At 67.4% G+C, this 20530-nt stretch carries 18 protein-coding genes; 9 read left to right on the plus strand and 9 right to left on the minus strand.

Annotation, left to right across the window (positions count from 1 at the left end; all coding sequences use genetic code 11):
• Window positions 1-60 precede the first annotated feature (60 nt).
• The 4 genes from AC06FP_RS00075 to AC06FP_RS00090 all read left to right on the plus strand — a co-directional run bounded on the left by AC06FP_RS00075 (window position 61) and on the right by AC06FP_RS00090 (window position 7072).
• Window positions 61-2706: a TonB-dependent receptor plug domain-containing protein gene (locus AC06FP_RS00075; RefSeq protein ID WP_478074038.1), complete on the plus strand. Its 2646-nt coding sequence runs from the start codon at window positions 61-63 to the stop codon at window positions 2704-2706.
• A 156-nt stretch (window positions 2707-2862) separates the two neighbouring features.
• On the plus strand, window positions 2863-3855 hold the full coding sequence (locus AC06FP_RS00080; protein ID WP_478074039.1) for a class I SAM-dependent methyltransferase: 993 nt from the start codon (window positions 2863-2865) through the stop codon (window positions 3853-3855).
• Window positions 3848-5764: an O-linked N-acetylglucosamine transferase, SPINDLY family protein gene (locus tag AC06FP_RS00085; RefSeq protein ID WP_478074040.1), complete on the plus strand. Its 1917-nt coding sequence runs from the start codon at window positions 3848-3850 to the stop codon at window positions 5762-5764. Before AC06FP_RS00080 ends, AC06FP_RS00085 begins: the two co-directional genes overlap by 8 nt.
• Window positions 5765-5785: 21 nt before the next feature.
• Window positions 5786-7072 carry a putative 2OG-Fe(II) oxygenase gene (locus AC06FP_RS00090; RefSeq protein WP_478074041.1) on the plus strand — a complete coding sequence of 429 codons (1287 nt, stop codon included), beginning with the start codon at window positions 5786-5788 and terminating at the stop codon, window positions 7070-7072.
• Between the two features lie 40 nt (window positions 7073-7112).
• On the opposite strand, the gene AC06FP_RS00095 is transcribed toward AC06FP_RS00090, so the two are convergent.
• On the minus strand, window positions 7113-7715 hold the full coding sequence (locus AC06FP_RS00095) for a TetR/AcrR family transcriptional regulator (protein ID WP_456116774.1): 603 nt from the start codon (window positions 7713-7715) through the stop codon (window positions 7113-7115).
• A gap of 185 nt (window positions 7716-7900) precedes the next feature.
• On the opposite strand from AC06FP_RS00095, the gene AC06FP_RS00100 reads away from it, so the two are divergent.
• The 4 genes from AC06FP_RS00100 (at window position 7901) to AC06FP_RS00115 (ending at window position 12190) form a co-directional block, all read left to right on the plus strand.
• Window positions 7901-8791 (plus strand): alpha/beta fold hydrolase, encoded by an 891-nt coding sequence (locus AC06FP_RS00100; protein WP_456116775.1) that lies wholly within the window; start codon window positions 7901-7903, stop codon window positions 8789-8791.
• Window positions 8788-11259: an acyl-CoA dehydrogenase gene (locus AC06FP_RS00105; RefSeq protein WP_478074042.1), complete on the plus strand. Its 2472-nt coding sequence runs from the start codon at window positions 8788-8790 to the stop codon at window positions 11257-11259. The genes AC06FP_RS00100 and AC06FP_RS00105 overlap by 4 nt, the downstream gene beginning before the upstream one ends.
• Window positions 11260-11326: 67 nt before the next feature.
• Window positions 11327-11803 (plus strand): hotdog fold domain-containing protein, encoded by a 477-nt coding sequence (locus tag AC06FP_RS00110; RefSeq protein WP_478074043.1) that lies wholly within the window; start codon window positions 11327-11329, stop codon window positions 11801-11803.
• Window positions 11804-11806: 3 nt separating this feature from the next.
• Window positions 11807-12190 (plus strand): hypothetical protein, encoded by a 384-nt coding sequence (locus AC06FP_RS00115; RefSeq protein WP_478074044.1) that lies wholly within the window; start codon window positions 11807-11809, stop codon window positions 12188-12190.
• Between the two features lie 33 nt (window positions 12191-12223).
• Here AC06FP_RS00115 and AC06FP_RS00120 read toward each other — a convergent pair whose 3' ends face one another.
• Window positions 12224-13525 carry an NTP/NDP exchange transporter gene (locus tag AC06FP_RS00120; RefSeq protein WP_478074045.1) on the minus strand — a complete coding sequence of 434 codons (1302 nt, stop codon included), beginning with the start codon at window positions 13523-13525 and terminating at the stop codon, window positions 12224-12226.
• Between the two features lie 291 nt (window positions 13526-13816).
• Here AC06FP_RS00120 and AC06FP_RS00125 point away from each other — a divergent pair, with 291 nt between their 5' ends.
• The gene (locus AC06FP_RS00125) at window positions 13817-15229 is read left to right on the plus strand and encodes a serine hydrolase domain-containing protein (RefSeq protein WP_456116780.1); all 1413 of its coding nucleotides are present in this window, start codon (window positions 13817-13819) and stop codon (window positions 15227-15229) included.
• A gap of 485 nt (window positions 15230-15714) precedes the next feature.
• On the opposite strand, the gene AC06FP_RS00130 is transcribed toward AC06FP_RS00125, so the two are convergent.
• The 7 genes from AC06FP_RS00130 to AC06FP_RS00160 form a co-directional block, all read right to left on the minus strand.
• On the minus strand, window positions 15715-16179 hold the full coding sequence (locus AC06FP_RS00130; RefSeq protein ID WP_478074046.1) for a hypothetical protein: 465 nt from the start codon (window positions 16177-16179) through the stop codon (window positions 15715-15717).
• Window positions 16180-16462: 283 nt separating this feature from the next.
• Complete coding sequence (locus tag AC06FP_RS00135; RefSeq protein WP_478074047.1) at window positions 16463-16798, minus strand: hypothetical protein; 336 nt, start codon at window positions 16796-16798, stop codon at window positions 16463-16465.
• Between the two features lie 282 nt (window positions 16799-17080).
• Complete coding sequence (gene gcvH / locus AC06FP_RS00140; RefSeq protein WP_456116782.1) at window positions 17081-17476, minus strand: glycine cleavage system protein GcvH; 396 nt, start codon at window positions 17474-17476, stop codon at window positions 17081-17083.
• A 63-nt stretch (window positions 17477-17539) separates the two neighbouring features.
• Window positions 17540-18661, minus strand: a complete 1122-nt coding sequence (gene gcvT / locus AC06FP_RS00145) for a glycine cleavage system aminomethyltransferase GcvT (RefSeq protein ID WP_478074048.1) — start codon at window positions 18659-18661, stop codon at window positions 17540-17542.
• 86 nt (window positions 18662-18747) lie between these two features.
• Window positions 18748-19179, minus strand: a complete 432-nt coding sequence (locus AC06FP_RS00150) for an NfeD family protein (RefSeq protein WP_456116784.1) — start codon at window positions 19177-19179, stop codon at window positions 18748-18750.
• A 3-nt stretch (window positions 19180-19182) separates the two neighbouring features.
• On the minus strand, window positions 19183-20151 hold the full coding sequence (locus AC06FP_RS00155; protein WP_478074049.1) for an SPFH domain-containing protein: 969 nt from the start codon (window positions 20149-20151) through the stop codon (window positions 19183-19185).
• 64 nt (window positions 20152-20215) lie between these two features.
• A complete protein-coding gene (locus AC06FP_RS00160) occupies window positions 20216-20518 on the minus strand; it encodes an Mpo1-like protein (RefSeq protein WP_456116786.1) in 303 nt (100 codons plus the stop codon).
• Window positions 20519-20530 lie beyond the last annotated feature (12 nt).

Raw genomic sequence — 20530 nt, forward strand, 5'->3', positions numbered from 1 at the left:
ACGTTTTGGCTCCGTGCGCAGGCCATTCCACACAACCAAGATCACTTGGAGAGAGAGCCCATGTATTGCAAGTCCAACAAGCTGCGCGACGCGGTCGTGCTGGCGCTGATGGCCTCGGCCGGCACCACCGGCGCGGCCTTCGCCCAGGACAGCGCCCCCACCAGCCTTGATCGCATCGAAGTCACCGGCTCGCGCATCAAGCGCACCGACGTCGAAGGCCCGAACCCGGTCACGGTGATCTCCCGCGTGGAGATGGAAGCCGCTGGTGAAATTTCGGTCGCCGACTTCCTGCGCAACAATGTCTACAACTCCTTCGGCTCGACCCGCGAGTCCTCTGGCTCGGCGACCGGCTCGCAGGCGACCGTCAGCATGCGCGGTCTGGGTTCGGCCTATACGCTGGTGCTGCTGGATGGCCGCCGCATCACTCCGTCCGGCGCCCTGGCCGGCGGCGCGGCCAACATCAACATGATTCCGACCTCGGCGATCGAGCGCATCGAAATCCTGCGCGAAGGCGCCGGCGCGGTGTATGGCTCCGATGCGATCGGCGGCGTGGTCAACATCATCACCCGCAAGGACTACGAAGGCGCCAACATCCAGCTCGGTTACGAGAGCCCGAAGGTCGGCCCGGCCGGCACCACCGGCAGCGCATCGGCCGGCATCAGTTCCGATCGCGGCAACATCACCTTCGTCCTGGATTTCCAGGAACGCCAGATGATGTACAACCGCGAGATCAAGAACCTGGTCACCGGCGCCGGCCTGCCCTGGCCGACCAGTGCCTACAACTCCTCGGCCGGACTGCTGACCCCGAACGGCCTGCAAAGCGTCGCCAACTGCGACACCTTCGAGAACAGCATCCGCACCGGCCCGAACAGCTGCGGCTTCGACCACGGCGCCACTTCGGCCAACGAATCCTCGCTGCGCCGTAATGCCCTGCTGGTCAACGGCAACTACAACATCACCGACAACACCACCATGTTCTTCCGCGGGCTGACCTCGGAAACCAAGAGCCTGGGCGTGTATGCATCGGCTCCGGTCGACAACTCGGGCCGCGGCCCGGGCATCCTGCCGACCATCGCCGCCAACAACCCGTTCAACCCGTTCGGTGTGGCCGGCACCCTGTATTACCGCTTCACCCCGCTGGGCACCCGTGACACGCACCGCAAGGACACCCTGCGCGACTACACCCTGGGCCTGCGCGGCAATCTGGACCTGTTCGGCGGCGCTGACTGGGAAGTTGCTGTCAACCATGGCACCTCGGCGCAGTCCAGTGTCGGCCTGAACTACGGCATCGGCAGCACCCTGCAGCAGCTGATCGATTCCGGCAGCTTCAACCCGTTCGATCCGACCCACCCCAGCGTGAAGGCTGCGGCTGGCAAGATCGGCCACACCGTGTATGTCGAGTCGGTCAACACCACCAAGGGCGTCGATGGCAACATTTCGTTCGACCTGTTCAACATCGGTGACCGCCCGGTCGGCTTCGTCACCGGTTTCGAGTACCGCGAAGACGCGCTGAAGCAGGTCTACGACGCCCAGAGCGCCGCAGGCAATGTGTTCGGTTCGGCCGGTGCCGGTACCCGCGGCGACCGCAACTACGGCGCGCTCTACTTCGAAGCGCTGTTCCCGCTGCTGGAAAGCCTGAACCTGACCCTCGCCGGCCGTTACGACGACTACAGCGACGTCGGCAGCAAGTTCTCGCCGCGCGCCTCGCTGGAGTTCCGTCCGATCGAATCGCTGCTGGTCCGCGGCTCTTGGGGCAAGGGCTTCCGTGCCCCGACCCTGTCCGACCTGCACGGCTCCGCTTCGTCGACCAACCTGAGCTCGCCGTCGGACGTCACCATCCCGCATGCCGGCGGTGACGAACTGGCCTGCAAGGCCCTGGCCGCCTACCGCGCATCCTCCGGCAACGCGACCTACCAGCCGTACCCGTTCAACCCCTGCAGCACCTCTGACCAGTTCACCTGGCTGCAGACTTCGAACAAGCTGCTGAAGCCGGAAGAATCCCAGAACTGGGGTCTGGGCGTGGTGTGGAGCCCGTCCGAATCGCTGTCGATGGCGCTGGATTACTACGACATCGAGATCAAGAACATCATCGCGACCGTTCCGCGCGCGCTGGCGTTCCGTTATGGCGATGAAGGCCGCCCGGCCTACGGCGTCGTCCGCGGTGCCGACATCACCACCCCGACCGGCACCACCCTGCCGGGCGCTGCCAACCTGATCTACCTGCCGATCGACAACGGCGCGATGCAGACCTCGCGCGGCCTGGACTTCGAGTTCAACTACCGCTACGACGTCGGCAACTTCGGCACCCTGAGCACCAAGCTGGCCTGGTCGCATACCCTGGAGTTCAACTTCACTCCGGCAGGCGCAGGTGCCACCCAGGAGCGCGCAGGCAAGTTCGGCTACCCGAAGGACCGTGGCCAGCTGGGCCTGGGCTGGAACAGGGGTGACTGGTCGGCCAACGTGATCGGCAACTACATCTCCAGCCACAGCAACGGCACCAAGGCCACTACGTTCAGCTCGCAGACCACCGTCGACGTGCAGACCAGTGTCGCCCTGCCGTGGAACGGCCGCGTGACGCTGGGTGTGCGCAACGTCGCCAACAAGATGCCGCAGTTCACCACGGCTCTGGGCTTCCCGCACTACAACAACTCGCTGTACAACATTTGGGGCCGCACCCCGTACCTGCGTTACGAGCAGAACTTCTGATCGCCTGATCAGAACGCGTGATCTGGAACGGCCCGCTTCGGCGGGCCGTTCTTTTACCTTCCGGACCGCATGGAATGTGGGTCAACGAGCAACCTGGCCTTGAACTGCCGCCAGGCCTCGCGCAAGCTGTCCTCCTGACTTTTCGATAGCCGGCAGATGCACGAAGCGCCAGTCCATCCATCGACCGCGGTACCGTGGACGCGCCTGTGGAGGACCGGCGTTCTGCATTCCTGCGCAACCGGCATATCCGGCAACTACGACGATGAGGTTGCACGCTTCTGGCAGCTGCGTTTCGCCTCACTGCGTGATGGCGCCACGCTCGTGGACGTCGGCACGGGGAACGGGGCGATTCCGTTGTTGGCGCACTCCACCGCTGGCCGCCGTGGAGAACATTGGCAGATACACGGCGTGGACCTGGCCGACATCGACCCACCCGGCGTAGCCGGCGAGGCGGCAGGCCGATACGGAGACATCCACTTCCACCCCAATACGTCGATGACCGAACTGCCGTTCGCCGATGGCTCCGTGGATCTTGTCTGCTCGCAGTTCGCATTCGAGTACGCGCCCCGCGAGCGCGCGGCGCGCGAGATCCTGCGCGTGATCGGCAAGGATGGTCATGCCGCAATGGTCCTCCACAGCGATGACTCCGTCATCCACAGGGTCAGTCGCAGCCAGGCTGAGGCGTGCACCTGGCTGCTGCGGGAAAGCCGCATATTCGACACCGCTCGAAGTCTGCTGCAATACCTGGCAGGCGCCAAAGACGCTGAAATGCGCAGTCGGCTGCAGCTTGATCCACTGGCCGAATCCGCACGCGCGGCCTTCAACGAAGCCGCTACCCTGTTGATGGAAAGGATCGAGCATGCGCCCGATGCCAGGGTTCTGCAGACACTGGCACAAGAACTGGGGCGCATGCTCCAGCATCCCTGGAACAGCCCCGATGACGCGGACATTGCGGTAGGTTCGCTGCGCGCCTGGGCCCAGGACGAGCATGCAAGGCTGGAACTCATGCTGGACGCGGCACTCGATCCGACAGCCCTGCAGGACGTGGCCCGTCTGTTCGGCGAAACCGGCCTCCCTGTTCGAACCGGGAAGCTGCTTTACCAGAATGCGATGCCCATGGGCTGGACGCTGGTGATTGGCCATGAATGAAGCCGACCGGGCCCGTGGGCTTCACGCCGCCGGCCAGTTCGAAGCAGCGGCGCCGGCCTATCGGAAGGCACTCGACGCCTCTCCCGACGACCTTTCGCTCCGACGGGATTTCGCGGTGCTGCTGATGCAATCCGGGAACGAAGCAGAGGCGGCCCTCCTGCTCGACCAGGAGGGGCTTCTGAACAGAGCGGACGGAGAGCTGCTCACGATCCTCGCGCTCTGCCTGCGTGCAACCGCGCAGCATCAGCGCGCGCTCGAAGCATCACGCGAAATCACGGCCCGCGACCCGCGCAATGCGGTGGGATGGCTGCTGCTGGGCAGCCTGATGGTTGCTATGGGAGCGACGACGGCTGCGGAAGTGCCGCTGCGTCGTGCAGTCGCGCTGGAGCCGGGACTGGGCGAAGCCTGGCATTACCTCGGCGAGTCGCTGCAGGCGCAACGTCGCTGGGATGAAGCAATCCAGGCCTATCGACATGCTTCGGCCCAGCAGCCGACCGAGATCCTCAATATCGCGCTTTGCCATGCGATGGCTGGCCGTACGGAGGTGGCACTGCGGGATCTGGAAACAGCCCATCGCATGATGCCGGCCCGTGCCGACGTATTGGCTCAACTTGCGCATTGCCAGGCGATGCTCTGTCTGCACGACGCCGAAGCGTCGAGCGTCCGTTCGCTTGGCAGGCTGCTGGCTGGTGGAGGTACGGGTATCGAGCCGGAGCCTTTCCTGCTTTCCACCTTGGATGTTCCGACAGAGCTGAAAGCCGGATCCATCCAGCGCTACAGCCACGCGATTGCGGGCTCGGTCCACGTTGTACAGGCACGAAACCGGCACGAGACCCTTGGCGCAGGGCGCCGGATCAGGATCGGCTATTTGTCCGCCGACCTGGGCGAACATGCAATCGGCACACTGGTCCGTGATCACTTCGCGGCCCACGATCGTGCTCGTTTCGAAGTGCTCGGCTACTCCCTGGCGCCGTCCTGCGATATCGAACCCGATGTCGTCAGGGGATTCGACAGTTTCGTGGATGCATCCCAGCTGGACGACGAGGCGCTTGCCGGACACATCGCACAGGCGGGCATCGACGTGCTGATCGACATGACCGGCTTCACCCTCGGGGCACGCCCGGCCGTACTGGCCAGACGACCGGCACCGGTGCAATGGGGATGGCTGGGCTTCATCCATGGCCAACAGGCACCATGGCTGGACGGGCTGCTGCTGGACTCGAACATCCAGCCCGCTGGCGCGGAATGGCCCTACGACGACAAGCGGATCCGGTTGCCAGGTTCGTTGTTCCCCGCCTCGCCCGTGCGCCGGGGCATGCGCGACCGTGCCCGCTTCGGATTGCCCGACGATGCCGTGGTGCTGGCCAGTTTCAACAACACCTACAAGCTGTGCCCCGCACTGATCCACAGCTGGAGCCGCATCCTCGCCCAGGCCGGCGAGGCCCACCTGATGGTGTATCTGCCGCCGGCAGCCCGCGCCGGCTTCCTGCAGCGATGGAAATCATGGGGTGGCTCCCTGGAACGGCTGCACCTGGTCGACAAGGTCGATATCGAAGAACAAGCTGATCGCGCTGCAAGCTGCGACCTGTTTCTCGATGCCTTCCGGTACCAGGCCGGTGCCACCGCGATCCATGCGATCGGCAACGACCTGCCGCTGCTGTGCCTCGAGGGACAGGAGCCGCTGGCCCGGCTGGGTGCCAGCATCAATCGTTTCCTCGGCATGGACGAGCTGGTCTGCCGCGACGTGGATGACTATGTCGACTCCGCCGTGCGCCTGGCACGGTCCCCAGCCCTGTTGTCCGCGTGCCGGCAACGCCTGCACCGGCAAGCCATGGACCGTGGTCTGTTCGACCCACGCCGCGTGGCCGCTGCCATCGAAGCCGCCGTGCTCCAGCAGCTGAACCATTGATCTTCCACCCGCAGATCGCCAATGCCCGACCATGTCGCCAGCACCGAACATATCCGCGGCCTGATCCGCCAGGGACGGGGCGAGGCCGCGATGGCAGCGTTGAACCAGGCATTGGCGGCCATGCCCTACGATCCGGAGCGGCGCTATCTGCGCGGCATGCTGCACGCGGCCGCCAACCGCAACCTGCAGGCGATCCATGACTTCGACATCGCGCTGCAGGCCGCGCCCCAGGTACCCCCGCTGCTGTTCAATCGCGGGCTGGTGCTCTTCCGGATGGAACGGATGGAAGAGGCGTTGTCGGATTTCGAGCTGCTCAGCCGGATCGATCCCTCCGATGCCGATACCTGGACCAACATCGGGCTCATCCATGCGCGTTCCGGCCGCGCGCAGGCCGCCCTGGACAGCCTCCAGAGGGCCGACCGCCTGCGCGGCGATGATCCGGTCATTCTGCGCGGCCTTGCCAACGCGCTGCGCGACACCGGCCAGGTGCATGAGGCCGCCGAGGTCCACCAGCGGGTGCTGTCCGCGTCCCCGTCCGATCCCGCGGCCCTGACCGACTATGCCCTGTGCCTGCTGTCGCTGGGCAAGGTCGCGCAGGCCGATGCGCTTTACCGTCGCGTGCTCGGGCTCGACCCGGCCGACCAGACCGCGCTGGCAGGCCTCTACATGACAGCGAAGGAACTGGGGGACCAGCTACTGGCCGAGCGCCTGATGGACTACCCCCACCTTCTTGGCAGCGATGAAGCGCTGGCCGAGTCGACGATCGATCTGGACGCCCTGCGCGAGCTGTCGCTTTCGCACGGCGGGCTGATATGGGAACCCGCCGGGCGCTCCACCTCGCTCGGGCGGCAAAGCCCGATGCTGGATCTCTCGCAGAACCGCGTGCTGCAGCGTTTCGAGCAGCGTCTGCTGCAGGCAGTCGAATCAAGGATGCAGGTGCTGTCGAGGTCCACATCACTCGCTGACCACCCCTGGATGCAGGCAATGCCGAAGCGCTGGCGGCTGCAATCCTGGATCACCGTGCTCGAACAGGGCGGGCACCAGACGCCGCATATCCATCCTGCCGGCTGGCTCAGCGGGGTGTTCTATGTCGACGCCGGCCAGCCCAGCGCCCCCGCGGCGGGCAACCTGTTGTTCGGTCATCCGCAAGAAGGGCTTCCCCTGCAGCGGCCTGATCTCGATCACCGGGTAATCCCGGCATCCGGCCGGCTGGTGACCTTCCCTTCCTACTTTTTCCACAACACTGTGGCCTACCAGGGGCCATCCCCAAGGATCAGCATCGCCTTCGACGTTGTTCCAATCCGCTGAGGCCAGGGACCCCCCTTCCGGCAAAGGCGGCGTGCCGCACTCATCCGTTCGGAATCAGCGTCTCGATCACGTGCTCGACGTAGGACTCAAATTCCTCGCGCGCCTGTTTCGGCTGCTGCAGCTGCAGGGACAGCTGCAGGAAGCCGACGTAGGCCGCGTAGGCCAGGCGCGCGCGGTGGCGGGCGTCGGTGGAGCTCAGGCCGGCCTGGCGGAACGAGGCCATCAGGTAGTCCAGGCGGCGCTGCGAGACGCGGTCGATCACCGGGCGCACCAAGGGGTTGTCCAGCGCCTTGAGCAGTTCGCTGTAGATGACGTGCGGCGTCACCTCGTGGGCGACGAGCTGGAACAGCGCGCGCAGGCGCGTGCGTGGATCGGGCACTTCCTCCAGGCTGCCGAACACCTGCTGCTGCTCGACCAGTTCCCAGCGCTCCAGCGCGGCCTGCAGCAGGGCGTCGCGCGAGGGGAAATGCCAGTAGAAGCTGCCCTTGGTGACGCCGAGGCGGCGGGCCAGCGGCTCCACCGCGACGGCGCCGACACCCTGCTCCGCGATCAGGTCCAGGGCCGCCTGGGCCCAGTCGTCCGCACTGAGGCGGCTGTTGCGTGTACCGCGGGTTTCCGCCGGGGAAGCTGAAGATTCGTTCATCGCCTGATTTAACCATACGGCGGGGACTGGTTGCAGTATGCGTCGCGCCATCGGCCCGCGCGACAGCACCGTGGATGCCGGCCAAAGCCGCGGCCGACAAGGCATTCCAGTCCATACCCATCAGTATTGACAGGCGTGGCTGCGAATCCATACCATCGGGTACGGTTCCATCTCTGTGACCTCGCATGCACGCGCAAGACATTCGGCTGGAAGGTGCCCATGGCATCGGACTGGCCGCATCGAAGACCCCCGGAAGCAAGCCGCCGATCCTGTTCGCGCATGGTTTCGGCCAGACCCGCGGCGCATGGACGGCAACCGCCGCGGCGTTGCATGCGGCCGGCCATGCCACGCTGGCCTACGATGCGCGCGGCCACGGCGGCTCGGACTGGAATCCAGTTGATCTGCCATATCACGGCGAACAGTTCACCGATGACCTGATCGTCGTCGCCGGCGAACTGCCGCGTCCGCCGGTGCTGGTGGCCGCGTCGATGGGCGGGCTGTTCGGGCTGATGGCCGAGGCGCGCTGGCCCGGGCTGTTCGCGGCGATGGTGCTGGTGGACATCACCCCGCGCTGGGAAACCCGCGGCGTCGAGCGCATCCTGGCCTTCATGAGCGCGCATCCGGAAGGTTTCGCCTCGCTGGAAGCAGCCGCCGACAGCATCGCCGCCTACCTGCCGCACCGCCCGCGCAAGAGCGAGGACGCGCTGCGCGCCCTGCTGCGCCCCACCGCGGACGGCCGCTGGAGCTGGCATTGGGACCCGCGCCTGGTGGAAGAGCTGGCGCGCGACAGCGAGCAGCACCAGGAGGCCATCGCCGAGGCCGCGCGCCGCGTCGAATGCCCGCTGCTGCTGGTCAGCGGTGGCCGCAGCGACCTGGTCACGCCGCAGACGGTGGCCGAGTTCCTGGCGCTGGTGCCGCATGCGCAACACGTGCATCTGCCCGACGCCACGCATATGGTGGCAGGCGATGACAACGACGCGTTTACCGCCGCCGTGTTGAACTATCTGGACGCACTCCCCCCGGCTTCCGCCGCAGCGTCCGCCCGTACCGAGCACGTTACCGGAGCAAGTCCATGAGCATTGTCGTTCCCTTCCTGGCCCTGCTGCTGGCAGGTGCCTTCGTCGCCTATCACCGCATGCGGCTGGTCACTTGGACGGTGATCGGCGCCGTGCTGCTGGGCATCTGCTGGTTCGCCGGCGTCAACCAGACCGCAGTCGTGGTCGCCGCGGCGATCCTGGCGCTGGTCAGCGCGCTGGTGCTGCTGCCGTTCCTGCGCAAGCCGCTGATTACCTCGCCGTTCATGGGCGTGTTCCGCAAGGTGCTGCCGCCGCTGTCCAAGACCGAGCGCATCGCGCTGGAAACCGGCTCGGTCGGCTTCGAGGGCGAACTGTTCACCGGCGACCCGGACTGGCAGAAGCTGCTGAACTATCCCAAGCCCCAGCTCACCGCCGAAGAGCAGGCCTTCCTCGACGGCCCGGTCGAAGAGCTGTGCCGGATGGTCAACGACTGGGAAATCACCCACGTCCATGCCGACCTGCCGCCGGAGCTGTGGGACTTCATCAAGAAGAACAAGTTCTTCGGCATGATCATTCCCAAGCAGTACGGCGGCCTGGGGTTCTCGGCGCTGGCGCACCACAAGGTGATCCAGAAGCTGGCCTCGATTTCCAGCGTGGTCAGTTCCACAGTCGGCGTGCCCAACTCGCTGGGCCCGGGTGAGCTGCTCAACCACTACGGCACGCAGGAGCAGAAGGACTATTACCTGCCGCGCCTGGCCGAAGGCATCGAAGTGCCGTGCTTCGGCCTGACCGGCCCGTTCGCCGGCTCCGACGCCACCTCCATCCCCGACTTCGGCATCGTCTGCAGGGGCACGTGGAACGGCGAGGAGGTGCTGGGCCTGAAGCTGACCTTCGACAAGCGCTACATCACCCTGGCGCCGGTGGCCACGCTGATCGGCATGGCGTTCCGCATGTACGACCCGGACGGCCTGCTCGGCGACACCAAGGACATCGGCATCACCCTGGCGCTGCTGCCGCGCGACACCGCCGGCGTGGAGATCGGCCGCCGGCACTTCCCGCTGAACTCGCCGTTCCAGAACGGCCCGATCCGCGGCAAGGACGTGTTCATCCCGCTCAGCCAGATCATCGGCGGCCCGGAGAAGCGCGGCCTGGGCTGGAACATGCTCAACGAGTGCCTGGCGGTCGGCCGTTCGATCACCCTGCCGTCCACCGCCTCGGGCGGCGCCAAGGCCGGCGCGGTCATCACCGGCGCCTATGCGCGCATCCGCAAGCAGTTCGGCCTGTCGGTCGGCCGCTTCGAGGGCGTGGAGGAAGCCTTGGCCCGCATCGGCGGCAAGGCCTACAAGATCAGCGCGCTGTCGCAGGCCACGGCCGCGGCGGTGGACCGCGGCGACGTGCCGTCGGTGCCGTCGGCCATCGCCAAGTACCACTGCACCAACATGAGCCGCGAGTGCATCAGCGACATGATGGACATCATCGGCGGCAAGGGCATCATCCTGGGCCCACGCAATTTCGCCGGCCGCAGCTGGCAGGCCGCGCCCATCGCGATCACCGTGGAAGGCGCCAACATCATGACCCGCAGCCTGCTGATCTTCGGCCAGGGCGCGATCCTGTGCCATCCGTGGGTGCTGAAGGAAATGAAGGCCGCGCAGGACGAAGACCGCAAGACCGGCCTGCGCGAGTTCGACCAGGCGCTGTTCGGCCATGTGCGCTTCGGCATCTCCAATGCCGTGCGTTCGTTCTGGTTCGGCCTGACCGGCGCGCGCTTCGGCGCCGCGCCGGGCGATGCCTACACCCGCCGCTACTTCCGCAAGCTCGACCGCTACTCGGCCAACCTGGCGCTGATGGCCGACATCTCGATGATGACCTTGGGCGGCAAGCTCAAGTTCAAGGAATCGCTGTCCGGCCGCCTGGGCGACGTGCTCAGCCACATCTACATGACCAGCGCGATGCTCAAGCGCTACCACGACGAGGGCGCGCCGGCCACCGACCAGCCGCTGCTGGCCTGGGCCTTCCATGACAGCGTGCACCGCATCGAGGAGTCGCTGTCGGCGGCGTTGCGCAACTTCCCGATCCGCCCGGTGGGCTGGCTGATGTGGGCGCTGATCTTCCCGTTCGGCCGCCGCGCCGAAGCGCCGGGCGACCGCCTGAGCCGCCGCGTGGCCGCCACCCTGATGTCGCCCAACGAGGCCCGCGACCGCCTGGCGCAGGGCGTGTTCCTGACCCCGTGCGAGAACAACCCGGGCGGCCGCATCGCCAGCTACCTGACCAAGGCGGTCATGGCCGAGCCGGTGGAACGCAAGTTCCTCAAGGCACTCAAGACCAAGGGCATCGAGGCGCTCACCTTCCCCGCGCAGCTGGACGAAGCCGTGGCCGAAGGCGTCATCACCCAGGACGAGCGCACCCTGCTGGAAGAACTGCGCGCGATCACCCTGGACACCATCACCGTGGACGACTTCGAACCGCACGAGCTGCGCGCGGCCTCGTACTACGACCGCGGGGGCCAGCGGCCCGCGCAGGTTGCCTGAGTCCAGGCAGCCATCCTGCAACCGGAAACGGCGGGCACTGCCCGCCGTTTCCTTTCCGGAGGAAGCCATGACCGCTCCCCTGCTCCCGCTCTACCGGCGCCTGTCGCGCTGGCCCGGCGGCCGCTGGCTGTTCACCCGCGCGGTGTGCTTCAAGGCGCCCTACTTCGCCAGCATCTCCCCGCGCATCACCCTGCTCGAGGCCGGCCGCTGCGAAGGCACGCTGGCCGACCGCCGCAAGGTGCGCAACCACATCGGCACCGTGCATGCGATCGCGCTGTGCAACCTGGCCGAACTGACCGCCGGGCTGATGACCGACGCGTCGTTGCCGGCCGACATGCGCTGGATTCCCAAGGGCATGGACGTGCGCTACCAGGCCAGGGCCCGCGGCACGCTGAAGGCGGTGGCCGTGCCGGAACGGCCCATCGCCAGCGCCACGGCCGGTTACGAACTGCCGGTACGGGTCGGCATCAGCGACGCCGCCGGCACCGAGGTGTTCGTCGCGCGCATCGCGATGTGGGTGTCGCCGCGCCGCGGCGACGGGTGAGCCATGGACACCGCCGGACTGCTGGTGCGCCTGGGCGGCGTGCACAGCCTGGGCTTTGCGGCCTTCCACCTGGCGTTCTGGAAACTGTTCGACTGGAAACGCGACCTCGCCCGCAACAGCCCGGCCAACCGCGCGATCATGCAGATCCTCAACCTGCGCCTGGTCTACGTCTTCCTGGGCATGGGCGCGCTGGCGCTGGCCTTCGGCGGTGAGCTGGCCGCCACGCCGCTGGGACGGGCGCTGCTGGGATTCATCGCGCTGTTCTGGGTGGGCCGTGGCGTGGAGCAGTGCGTGTTCCTGCGCATCCACGACTGGCGCGTGCACCTGTTGAGCGCCTTGTTCACGCTGGGCGCGGCGCTGCATGCCGTGCCGCTGTGGCTGGCCTGAGACGCGCCGTCGAGCCGCGCGCCCTGCGCCTGCTCAGCGGGGTGGCGACGCCTCTGGCGCAGACACGCCTTCGGGGCGGCGCGACAGGTGCCAGCCGATGCTGGCGGCGATCACCGCCGCGGTCGCGCTGACGCCGGCAAAACCGGCAGCGCCCACGCCCAGCAGGCGCAGCCCGTTCATGCCCAGGGCGATGGTCATGTCGCCGAAACGCCACACCGCCGTATCCACCGCGTTCTGGCCCTTGTAGCGCACGTTGCGCGGCACGCGCGTGTACAGGCTGTGCCGCGCCGGCTCGGCCATGCCGTAAGCCAGGCCACGGCTGACGACCAGCGCGATCGCCACCGCCGGCATGCCCAGCAGCAGCGGCGCGTGCGGATCGGGCGCGAACAGCACCAGCGACAGCGCGCAGACGCTGACCAGCGCCCAGATCATGATCACGATGCCCGGCCCCTTCCGCGGCAGCAGCCAGCGGGTCAGGGTGAGCTGGGTGATGGCGGTCAGCACGTTGCCGGCCAGGTCGATGTTGGCGGCGAAGCGGGTACGCGCCACCGCATCGGTGAAAGTGGCGCCCGAATAGTCGGTCACCAGCGCGTAGTTCACCGTGCCGATGCCGTCGGCCAGCAGCAGCAGGATCGACATGTTGCGGATGAAGGGATCGGCGAACACCTGCTTGAGGCCGTCGAACATGCCACCGCCGACCGCCGCCTCGTGCCCGGGCTCGTGGCGGCGCGCGCCATGCCGCCGCGCCCAGCGCCCCAGCGCGACCACGCAGCCGAGCGCCAGGCAGAGCAGCGCCGCCGATACCACGAGCAGCGGCGCCACGCCGATCACGCCGACCAGCGTGCGGGTCAGCATCGGCCCGGTGACCGCGCCTATCGTGCCGGCCACCGCGATGACCGGGAACAGTCGCCGCGACTGCTCGCTGTCCCAGATGTCGGACATGAAGCTCCAGAACACCGACACCACGAACAGGTTGAACACGCTGACCCAGACGAAGAACATCACGCCCAGCGTCTTCGGCGCCAGCAAGTCCGGCCAGGCGAACAGCGGCACGAAGCCGATCAGGCAGGCGATGAAAAACACGTAGACCACCGGCATCACCACCCGGCGCGGCCAGCGCGTGACCAGTGCGCCGAACAGCGGCGACAGCAGCAGGGTGCCGATGAAGGTGGCGCCGTAGAACCACGGCAGCTGGGTCGAGCCGACGGCCGCGGCCAGCTGCTCGCGCAGCGGGCGGATCACGTAGTACGCGGCCAGCACGCAAAAGAAATAGGCGAAGGACAGCGCGACCGCCAGCCACTCGCCCGTCCGAACCCTGCCCTGACCCGACCGCATCGGCCTGTCTTCCGTTGCAACGAAGCGCGCAAGGTATCCGATGCACTGCAACATCGCCAGTGCGCACAGGGAATGCCCGGCCCCGATCTCCCGCCGCATCGCCGGCAGCACCGGGGCGGCCCATCGCGACGAATCGGCCACGGTCTCCGGCCGCTGCGGGTCGCGGCTGCGGGTGCAAGGACAAAAATCAGCAATATCAACGCGATGCCCATTCATCTTGCTCTTGTTTGTGCAATCGGGAAAAGCGGCGCTAGAATCGCCGACAGCCTTAGCAAGCAGGCATCGATCACGATGAAACAGAACAGCAGGCGCCGGCATTTCCGTCCGGTGGCATCGGGATTGCTCGGTGTGTTGATGCCCTTCGCGCTGTCGACCACCGCCCAGACGCCCACCGCACCGCAGCCGCTGCCGGAATCGACGCCGCGGTTGCCGGTGAACCTGGAAAACGCGCCGGCGCCGTCGCCGACGCAGCCGATGCCCTACCGGGTCGCGCTGCGACCGGACCAGGTGCAGGCGCTGCCGGAAGGCTTCAACGTCGCCGCCATCGAATCGATGGCCGAACAGCTCACCTACGGCAACCGCGTGCCCGGCCTGGCCATGGCGATCGTGCAGAACGGCCGCGTCCTGTCCGCGCGCGGCTTCGGCGTCACCGACATCGGCAACCCGCAGCCGGTGGACGCGCATACCGTGTTTCGCCTCGCCTCGCTGTCCAAGGCCTTCGCCGGCACCATGGCCGGGCTGCTGGTCAACGACGGCACCCTGCGCTGGGACAGCAAGGTCACCGACTACGTGCCCGGCTTTCAGCTGGCCACGCCCGAGGCGACCGGCCGGCTGACCGTGGCCGACGTGCTGAGCCACCGCGTCGGCCTGCCGTACAACGCCTACGACCGCGACATCGAGGCTAACGCCGATTACTACACGCTGACCCGCAAGCTCGCCAGCGCGCCGCTCAAGTGCGAGCCGGGCGACTGCTATGCCTACCAGAACGTCGCCTTCAGCCTGATCGGCGACGTGGTCTACGCCGCCTCCGGCAGCTTCTACGAGCAGGCGGTCGAACGCCGCATCTTCAAGCCGCTGGGCATGAACGACGCCAGCCTCGGACTGGCCGGCATCCAGGCCAGTCCGCGCTGGGCGCGCCCGCACGTGCGCAGCCGCAACGGCTGGGTGTCGCTGTCGCCCAAGCCCACCTACTACCGCGTCGCCCCGGCCGCCGGCGTCAATGCCAGTGCCAGCGACATGGCGCAATGGCTGCTGGCGCACACCGGGCACCGCCCCGACGTGCTGCCGGCGCCGCTGCTGGCCACCCTGCATGCGCCGCTGGTCAACACGCCGGGCGAGATGCGCTCGGGCTGGCGCCGCGAGCGGCTGGACTCGGCCGGCTACGCGCTGGGCTGGCGCGTGTTCGATTACGCCGGCCACACCGTGGTGTTCCATGCCGGCGCGGTGCAGGGCTATCGCGGCCTGGTCGCGCTGGTGCCCGAGCGCGACCTCGGCATCGCGGTGTTGTGGAACGGCGAGAGCAGCGTGCCCAGCGGATTGATGCCGACCATCCTCGACCGCGCCATCGGCCTGCCGACGCAGCGCTGGCTGGACGTGGACACCGACTTCGGCAGCGACAACCTGATGGCCGAGGACGCGCCGGCCAATGCGCCGCGCGGCAGGAAAGGCGTGTCCTCCGACCGCGCCACCGCCTCCCCGCGCTGACCCGGCGCCGGGAAGACTTCTGGCAAGGCGGCTTCGGCCGCCTTTTTCATGGCGCACCTCCCTGTGCGCTCCCCTTCGGGTGGCTTCGCCGTGAGTACGGCTGTCCTGCCGTTTTTTCATGGCGCATCCTTGTGTGCCCCTTCCGGCGGCTTCGCCGTGGGTACGGCTGTCCCGCTTTCATGTGCGGGCGCCGGACAGGCGGCCGCAGGGACGGGGGACGTATCGCTGCGACGAAAGCGCTGGACCACCAGCGCCAGCAGATGGAGCAGGCGGATCAACGGAGTCGATGCGCTCCCGCACCCTGCCGCGGACGCCCTGCAGGCGGTGCACACCGTCACCGCCGTCATCGCCCGCCCGGCCTTCCCTCGAACAGCGCAATCCCCTCGCCCACGCCGGCCGGATCGCCGGCGACAGACGCGCATAAAAAAACTCCCTCCCCGCTGGGCAGTCGGGGAAGGAGTTCCAGGTACAGCTTCAGCGCTGGATCAGATCAGCGGCGCCGGGGTGGCCGGAAGCGCGACCGGAGCCGCCTTCTTCTTGCGGGCAGCCGGCTTCTTCTTGGCAGCGACCTTCTTGGCGGCCGGCTTCTTGGCAGCCGCCTTCTTCGCGGTCTTCTTCACCGCCTTCTTGGCGGTGGCCTTCTTGGCGACCTTCTTCACCGCCTTCTTCACGGTGGCCTTCTTGGCGACCTTCTTCACCGCCTTCTTCGCGGTGGACTTCTTGGCAACCTTCTTCGCCGCCTTCTTCACCGCCTTCTTGGCGGTGGCCTTCTTGGCGACCTTCTTCACCGCCTTCTTGGCGGCGGCCTTCTTGGCGACCTTCTTCACCGCCTTCTTCGCGGTGGCCTTCTTGGCGACCTTCTTCACCGCCTTCTTGGCGGCAGCTTTCTTGGCGACCTTCTTCACCGCCTTCTTGGCGGCCGGTTTCTTCGCAGCTTTCTTCGTGGCCATTGGATGGCTCCTCGTCAGTGATCTATGGAATTGAAATGCCCAGTTGAAGCAAATCCGCGGTGTATCGCGGAGGACCGACGATGCGTCAACCGCATCGTGACGGATACAGAAACACCCGCAACGATTCCCGCCACGGGTGCCATGTCTTGTTCGGGGGTGTTTCGCGGAAGGAAGCGACTCCTACTCCACCATCTGTGCGCGTGGCGGACGTCCAGGTTGTGCTTCGCGTCTGAATGTTGATCCGGCTCACTCGCTTCCGCAGCAAAGGTCTGCTGGGCGAAACCTAATCACGGTTTTTTTTACTGTCAACTACCCGCGCGCAACTTTTTTTGGAAAGCTTCACGTCGACCGCGGCGGCGGCGCCCGTCCTCGCCACGCCCGCATCGGCGCAGGACGCCGCACGCAACGCGCACGTGACGACGAGGCGTGCAGAAAACACCGTAAAAAAAGCACTATTCGTTCGAGGCATGCGCGCGCGACGTTGCGTGGCGTTGCGCCTCGCGCGCGCACCGCGTGCCGGCGGCGCGGCTCCGGCCGCGTGAAAAAAAAATGTCGCCGGCTCCTGGATTCCCTCCTCCGCGATCGCACTTTCGCGCGGCGCGACGAAGGTTTTGCGCAAACACTTCGCACCTTCGCGAGCCGGTGCGGCCTTCCGAACAACGGCGACGACGGCGTCCAGGCGTCACCCTCCTCGCCCTGCTCGACCATCGTGCGCGGCACTCATCCGCCGGCGGCGACGGCTTCCGAACCGATCGATGCCGGCCGTCATCGCGCCGGCAATCGCCATGGCGGGCGGGACGCACCTTCGGCGCCGGCCCGGCAGTGCGATGCCCGCGACGCGGATGCCGGAAACAGAAACGGCCGCACTGGGCGGCCGTCCTGTTCGTCCTGTGCGACCGGATCAGTGGTCGTCGTTTTCCAGCAGCTCGGCGTAGTCGTCCGGGCCGAGCAGTTCGTTCACCTGCTCCGGCTCGGACATCTCCACGACGAACAGCCAGCCTTCGCCGTAGGCGTCCTCGTTGATGGTCTCCGGCTTGTCGGCCAGGGCTTCGTTGACTTCGACCACGGTGCCCGAGACCGGGCTGTACACGTCGGAGGCGGCCTTGACCGACTCGACCACGGCGGCGGCGTTGCCGGCCTGCACCGTGTCGCCCACGCCGGGCAGCTCGACATAGACCAGGTCGCCCAGCAGGCCCTGCGCATGATCGGAAATGCCGACGGTGACGCGGCCATTGCCTTCGACGCGGGCCCATTCGTGGGACTTGAGGAATTTGAGGTCGCCAGGGATCTCGCTCATGGAACTGCTCCGGAAGAAACGGTGGACGGGATGGGGGGCTAGTTTAGCGGACCGCGGGGCGGATCAGGCGTCGATGCCGGGCTGGGCCTGGCCGTCGCGCACGAACGGGAACTTCACCACGCGCACCGGTACTTCCTTGCCGCGGATGTCCACGCGCACGTTGCCCGCCGCCCCCAGCGGAATGTCGCCGGCCGGCACGCGGGCGAAGGCGATGGCCTTGCCCAGCGTCGGCGAGAACGTGCCGGACAGGATCTCGCCCTCGCCGTTGGCGGTAAGCACCTTCTGGCCGTGGCGCAGCACGCCCTTCTCGTCCATCACCAGGCCGATCATCTGCCGCGCGTTGCCGGCGGCCTTCTGCGCTTCCAGCACGCCGCGGCCGATGAAATCGCGGCCCTCGTCCAGGGCGACGGTCCAGGCCAGCGCGGCCTCGTACGGGCTGACGCTCTCGTCCATGTCCTGGCCGTAGAGGTTCATGCCCGCCTCCAGGCGCAGCGTGTCGCGCGCGCCGAGGCCGGCCGGCTTCACGCCCGCGGCCAGCAGCGCGTTCCAGAACGCGACCACCGCGGTCTGCGGCAGCAGCACTTCATAACCGTCCTCGCCGGTGTAGCCGGTGCGCGCGACGAACAGCGGCACGCCGTCGACCGAGGTCACGTCCAGCGCGGCGAAGCGGCCGAGCCTGTCCAGCGCGGCGCGGCCGGCGTCGGCGACCAGGCCGGCGACCAGCGCGCGCGCCTGCGGCCCCTGCACGGCGACGATGGCCAGGTCCTCGCGCTCGACCACTTCCACGCCGAAGGCGGCGGCATGCTGGCGGATCCAGGCCAGGTCCTTCTCGCGGGTGGAGGCGTTGACCACCATGCGGAAGAAATCGTCGGCCAGGAAGTAGACGATCAGGTCGTCGATCACCCCGCCTTCGGCATTGAGCATGCACGAGTACAGCGCCTTGCCGGCGACCTTGAGCTTGTCGATCGAGTTGGCCAGCAGCTGGCGCAGGAACTCGCGGCTGCGCGCGCCCTTCAGGTCGACCACGGTCATGTGGCTGACGTCGAACATGCCGGCGGCGCGGCGCACCAGGTGGTGCTCGTCGATCTGCGAGCCGTAGTGGATCGGCATGTCCCAGCCGCCGAAGTCGACCATCTTGGCGCCGAGCGCGCGGTGGGTTTCGTTGAGGAGAGTCTTCAGGGTCATGGCCGTTCCATGCGAGGAAAGGCGCCATTATCCCAGATGGCCGCGGGCAAAGCCCATGACGGCGCGGGCACCGCGCCGCCGTCGCCTCAGGCCTGCTGCACCTTCAGCGTCATGCCATCCACCGCGACCACGCGCACGTGGCTGCCGGCGGGCAGGTCCGGGCCGGCCACCACCCAGAACGCATCGTCGACCTTGGCCCGGCCGGCGCCGTTGGCGATGGCCTGGTCCAGCACCACCACCCGCCCGACCAACTGCTCGGCGCGGCGGTTGAGCAATGGCTGCTCGCTGGGCCGCGCGCGCCGGCGGAACCAGGTGCGGTAGACCTGGATCGAGACGAAGCTGAGCACGACGAACAGCACCACCTGCATCAGCACGGCCAGCCCGTCGTAGGCCCAGACCACCAGGAACACGGCGGTGGCGGCCAAGCCCATCCACAGCATGAACGCGCCCGGGGCCATCGCCTCGGCGGCGAACAGGATCACCGCCAGCGCCGCCCAGCCCACCACTTCCCAGCGCATGGCTCAGCGCCCCAGCGGCGGCGGGTTGCCGCGCGACGGCGATGCCTTGCGTTCTTCCTGTTTGGCGAACGCCTCCCGCGCCAGTTCGGCGACGCCGGCGATGGAGCCGATCACGCCGCTGGCTTCCATCGGCATCAGCACCAGCTTCTGGTTGGGCGAGCTCGCAAGTTCCTTGAAGGCTTCCACGTATTTCTGCGCGACGAAGTAGTTGATGGCCTGCACGTCGCCCTGGGCGATGGCCTCGGACACCATCGCCGTGGCCTTGGCTTCGGCCTCGGCCAGGCGCTCGCGCGCCTCGGCGTCGCGGAACGCGGCTTCCTTGCGGCCCTCGGCCTCCAGCACGGCGGCCTGCTTTTCGCCGTCGGCGCGCAGGATCTCGGACTGGCGCAGGCCCTCGGCCTCGAGGATCTGCGCGCGCTTCTCGCGCTCGGCCTTCATCTGCCGCGCCATCGAATCGACCAGGTCGCGCGGCGGCTGGATGTCGCGGATCTCGATGCGGTTGACCTTGATCCCCCACGGGTTGGTGGCGTGGTCGACGACGCTCAGCAGCTGCGCGTTGATGGTCTCGCGCTGGCTCAGCGATTCGTCCAGGTCCATCGAGCCGATCACGGTGCGGATGTTGGTCTGCACCAGCGCGATCATCGCCACCTCCAGGTTGGCGACCTCGTAGGCGGCCTTGGCCGCGTCCAGCACCTGGAAGAACACCACCCCGTCCACGCGCACCACCGCGTTGTCCTTGGTGATGACGTCCTGGCTGGGCACGTCCAGCACCTGCTCCATCATGTTGACCTTGCGGCCGACGCCGTAGACCACCGGGATCAGGAAGTGCAGGCCGGGCGACATGGTGTGGGTATAGCGGCCGAAGCGCTCCACCGTCCATTCATAACCCTGCGGCACCATGCGCACCGTCTTGAACAGGACGATGGCACCGCCCACCAGCACCACCAACGCGAGAAAAAAGCCGCCGCCCATCAGTACGCTCCTTGTCAGTTCGATTCACCGGGGTTCCGGCCCGAGTATAGCCAGCCCGCGCAGGCTAGAACGGCAACCGGCCGCGCAGCACATCGGCGAACATCACCCAGTCGCCGGCGAAGGAATACAGCGGGTGGCTGAACGTGGCCGGGCGGTTCTTCTCGAAGAAGCAGTGCCCCACCCACGCGAACCCGTAGCCGCAGGCCAGGGCCGCCAGCAGCCACGGCCAGCGCCCGGTCAGCAGCGCCGCCAGCAGGCACAGCAGGGCGGCGCTGCTGCCCAGCACGTGCAGCCGGCGGCAGGTGCGGTTGCGGTGCTCGCCCAGGTAGTACGGATAGAACTCGCGGAAACTGCCGAAACGGGCCATGGCGCATCCCTC

The sequence above is a fragment of the Stenotrophomonas sp. Steno-Z2 genome (genome assembly GCF_056393235.1).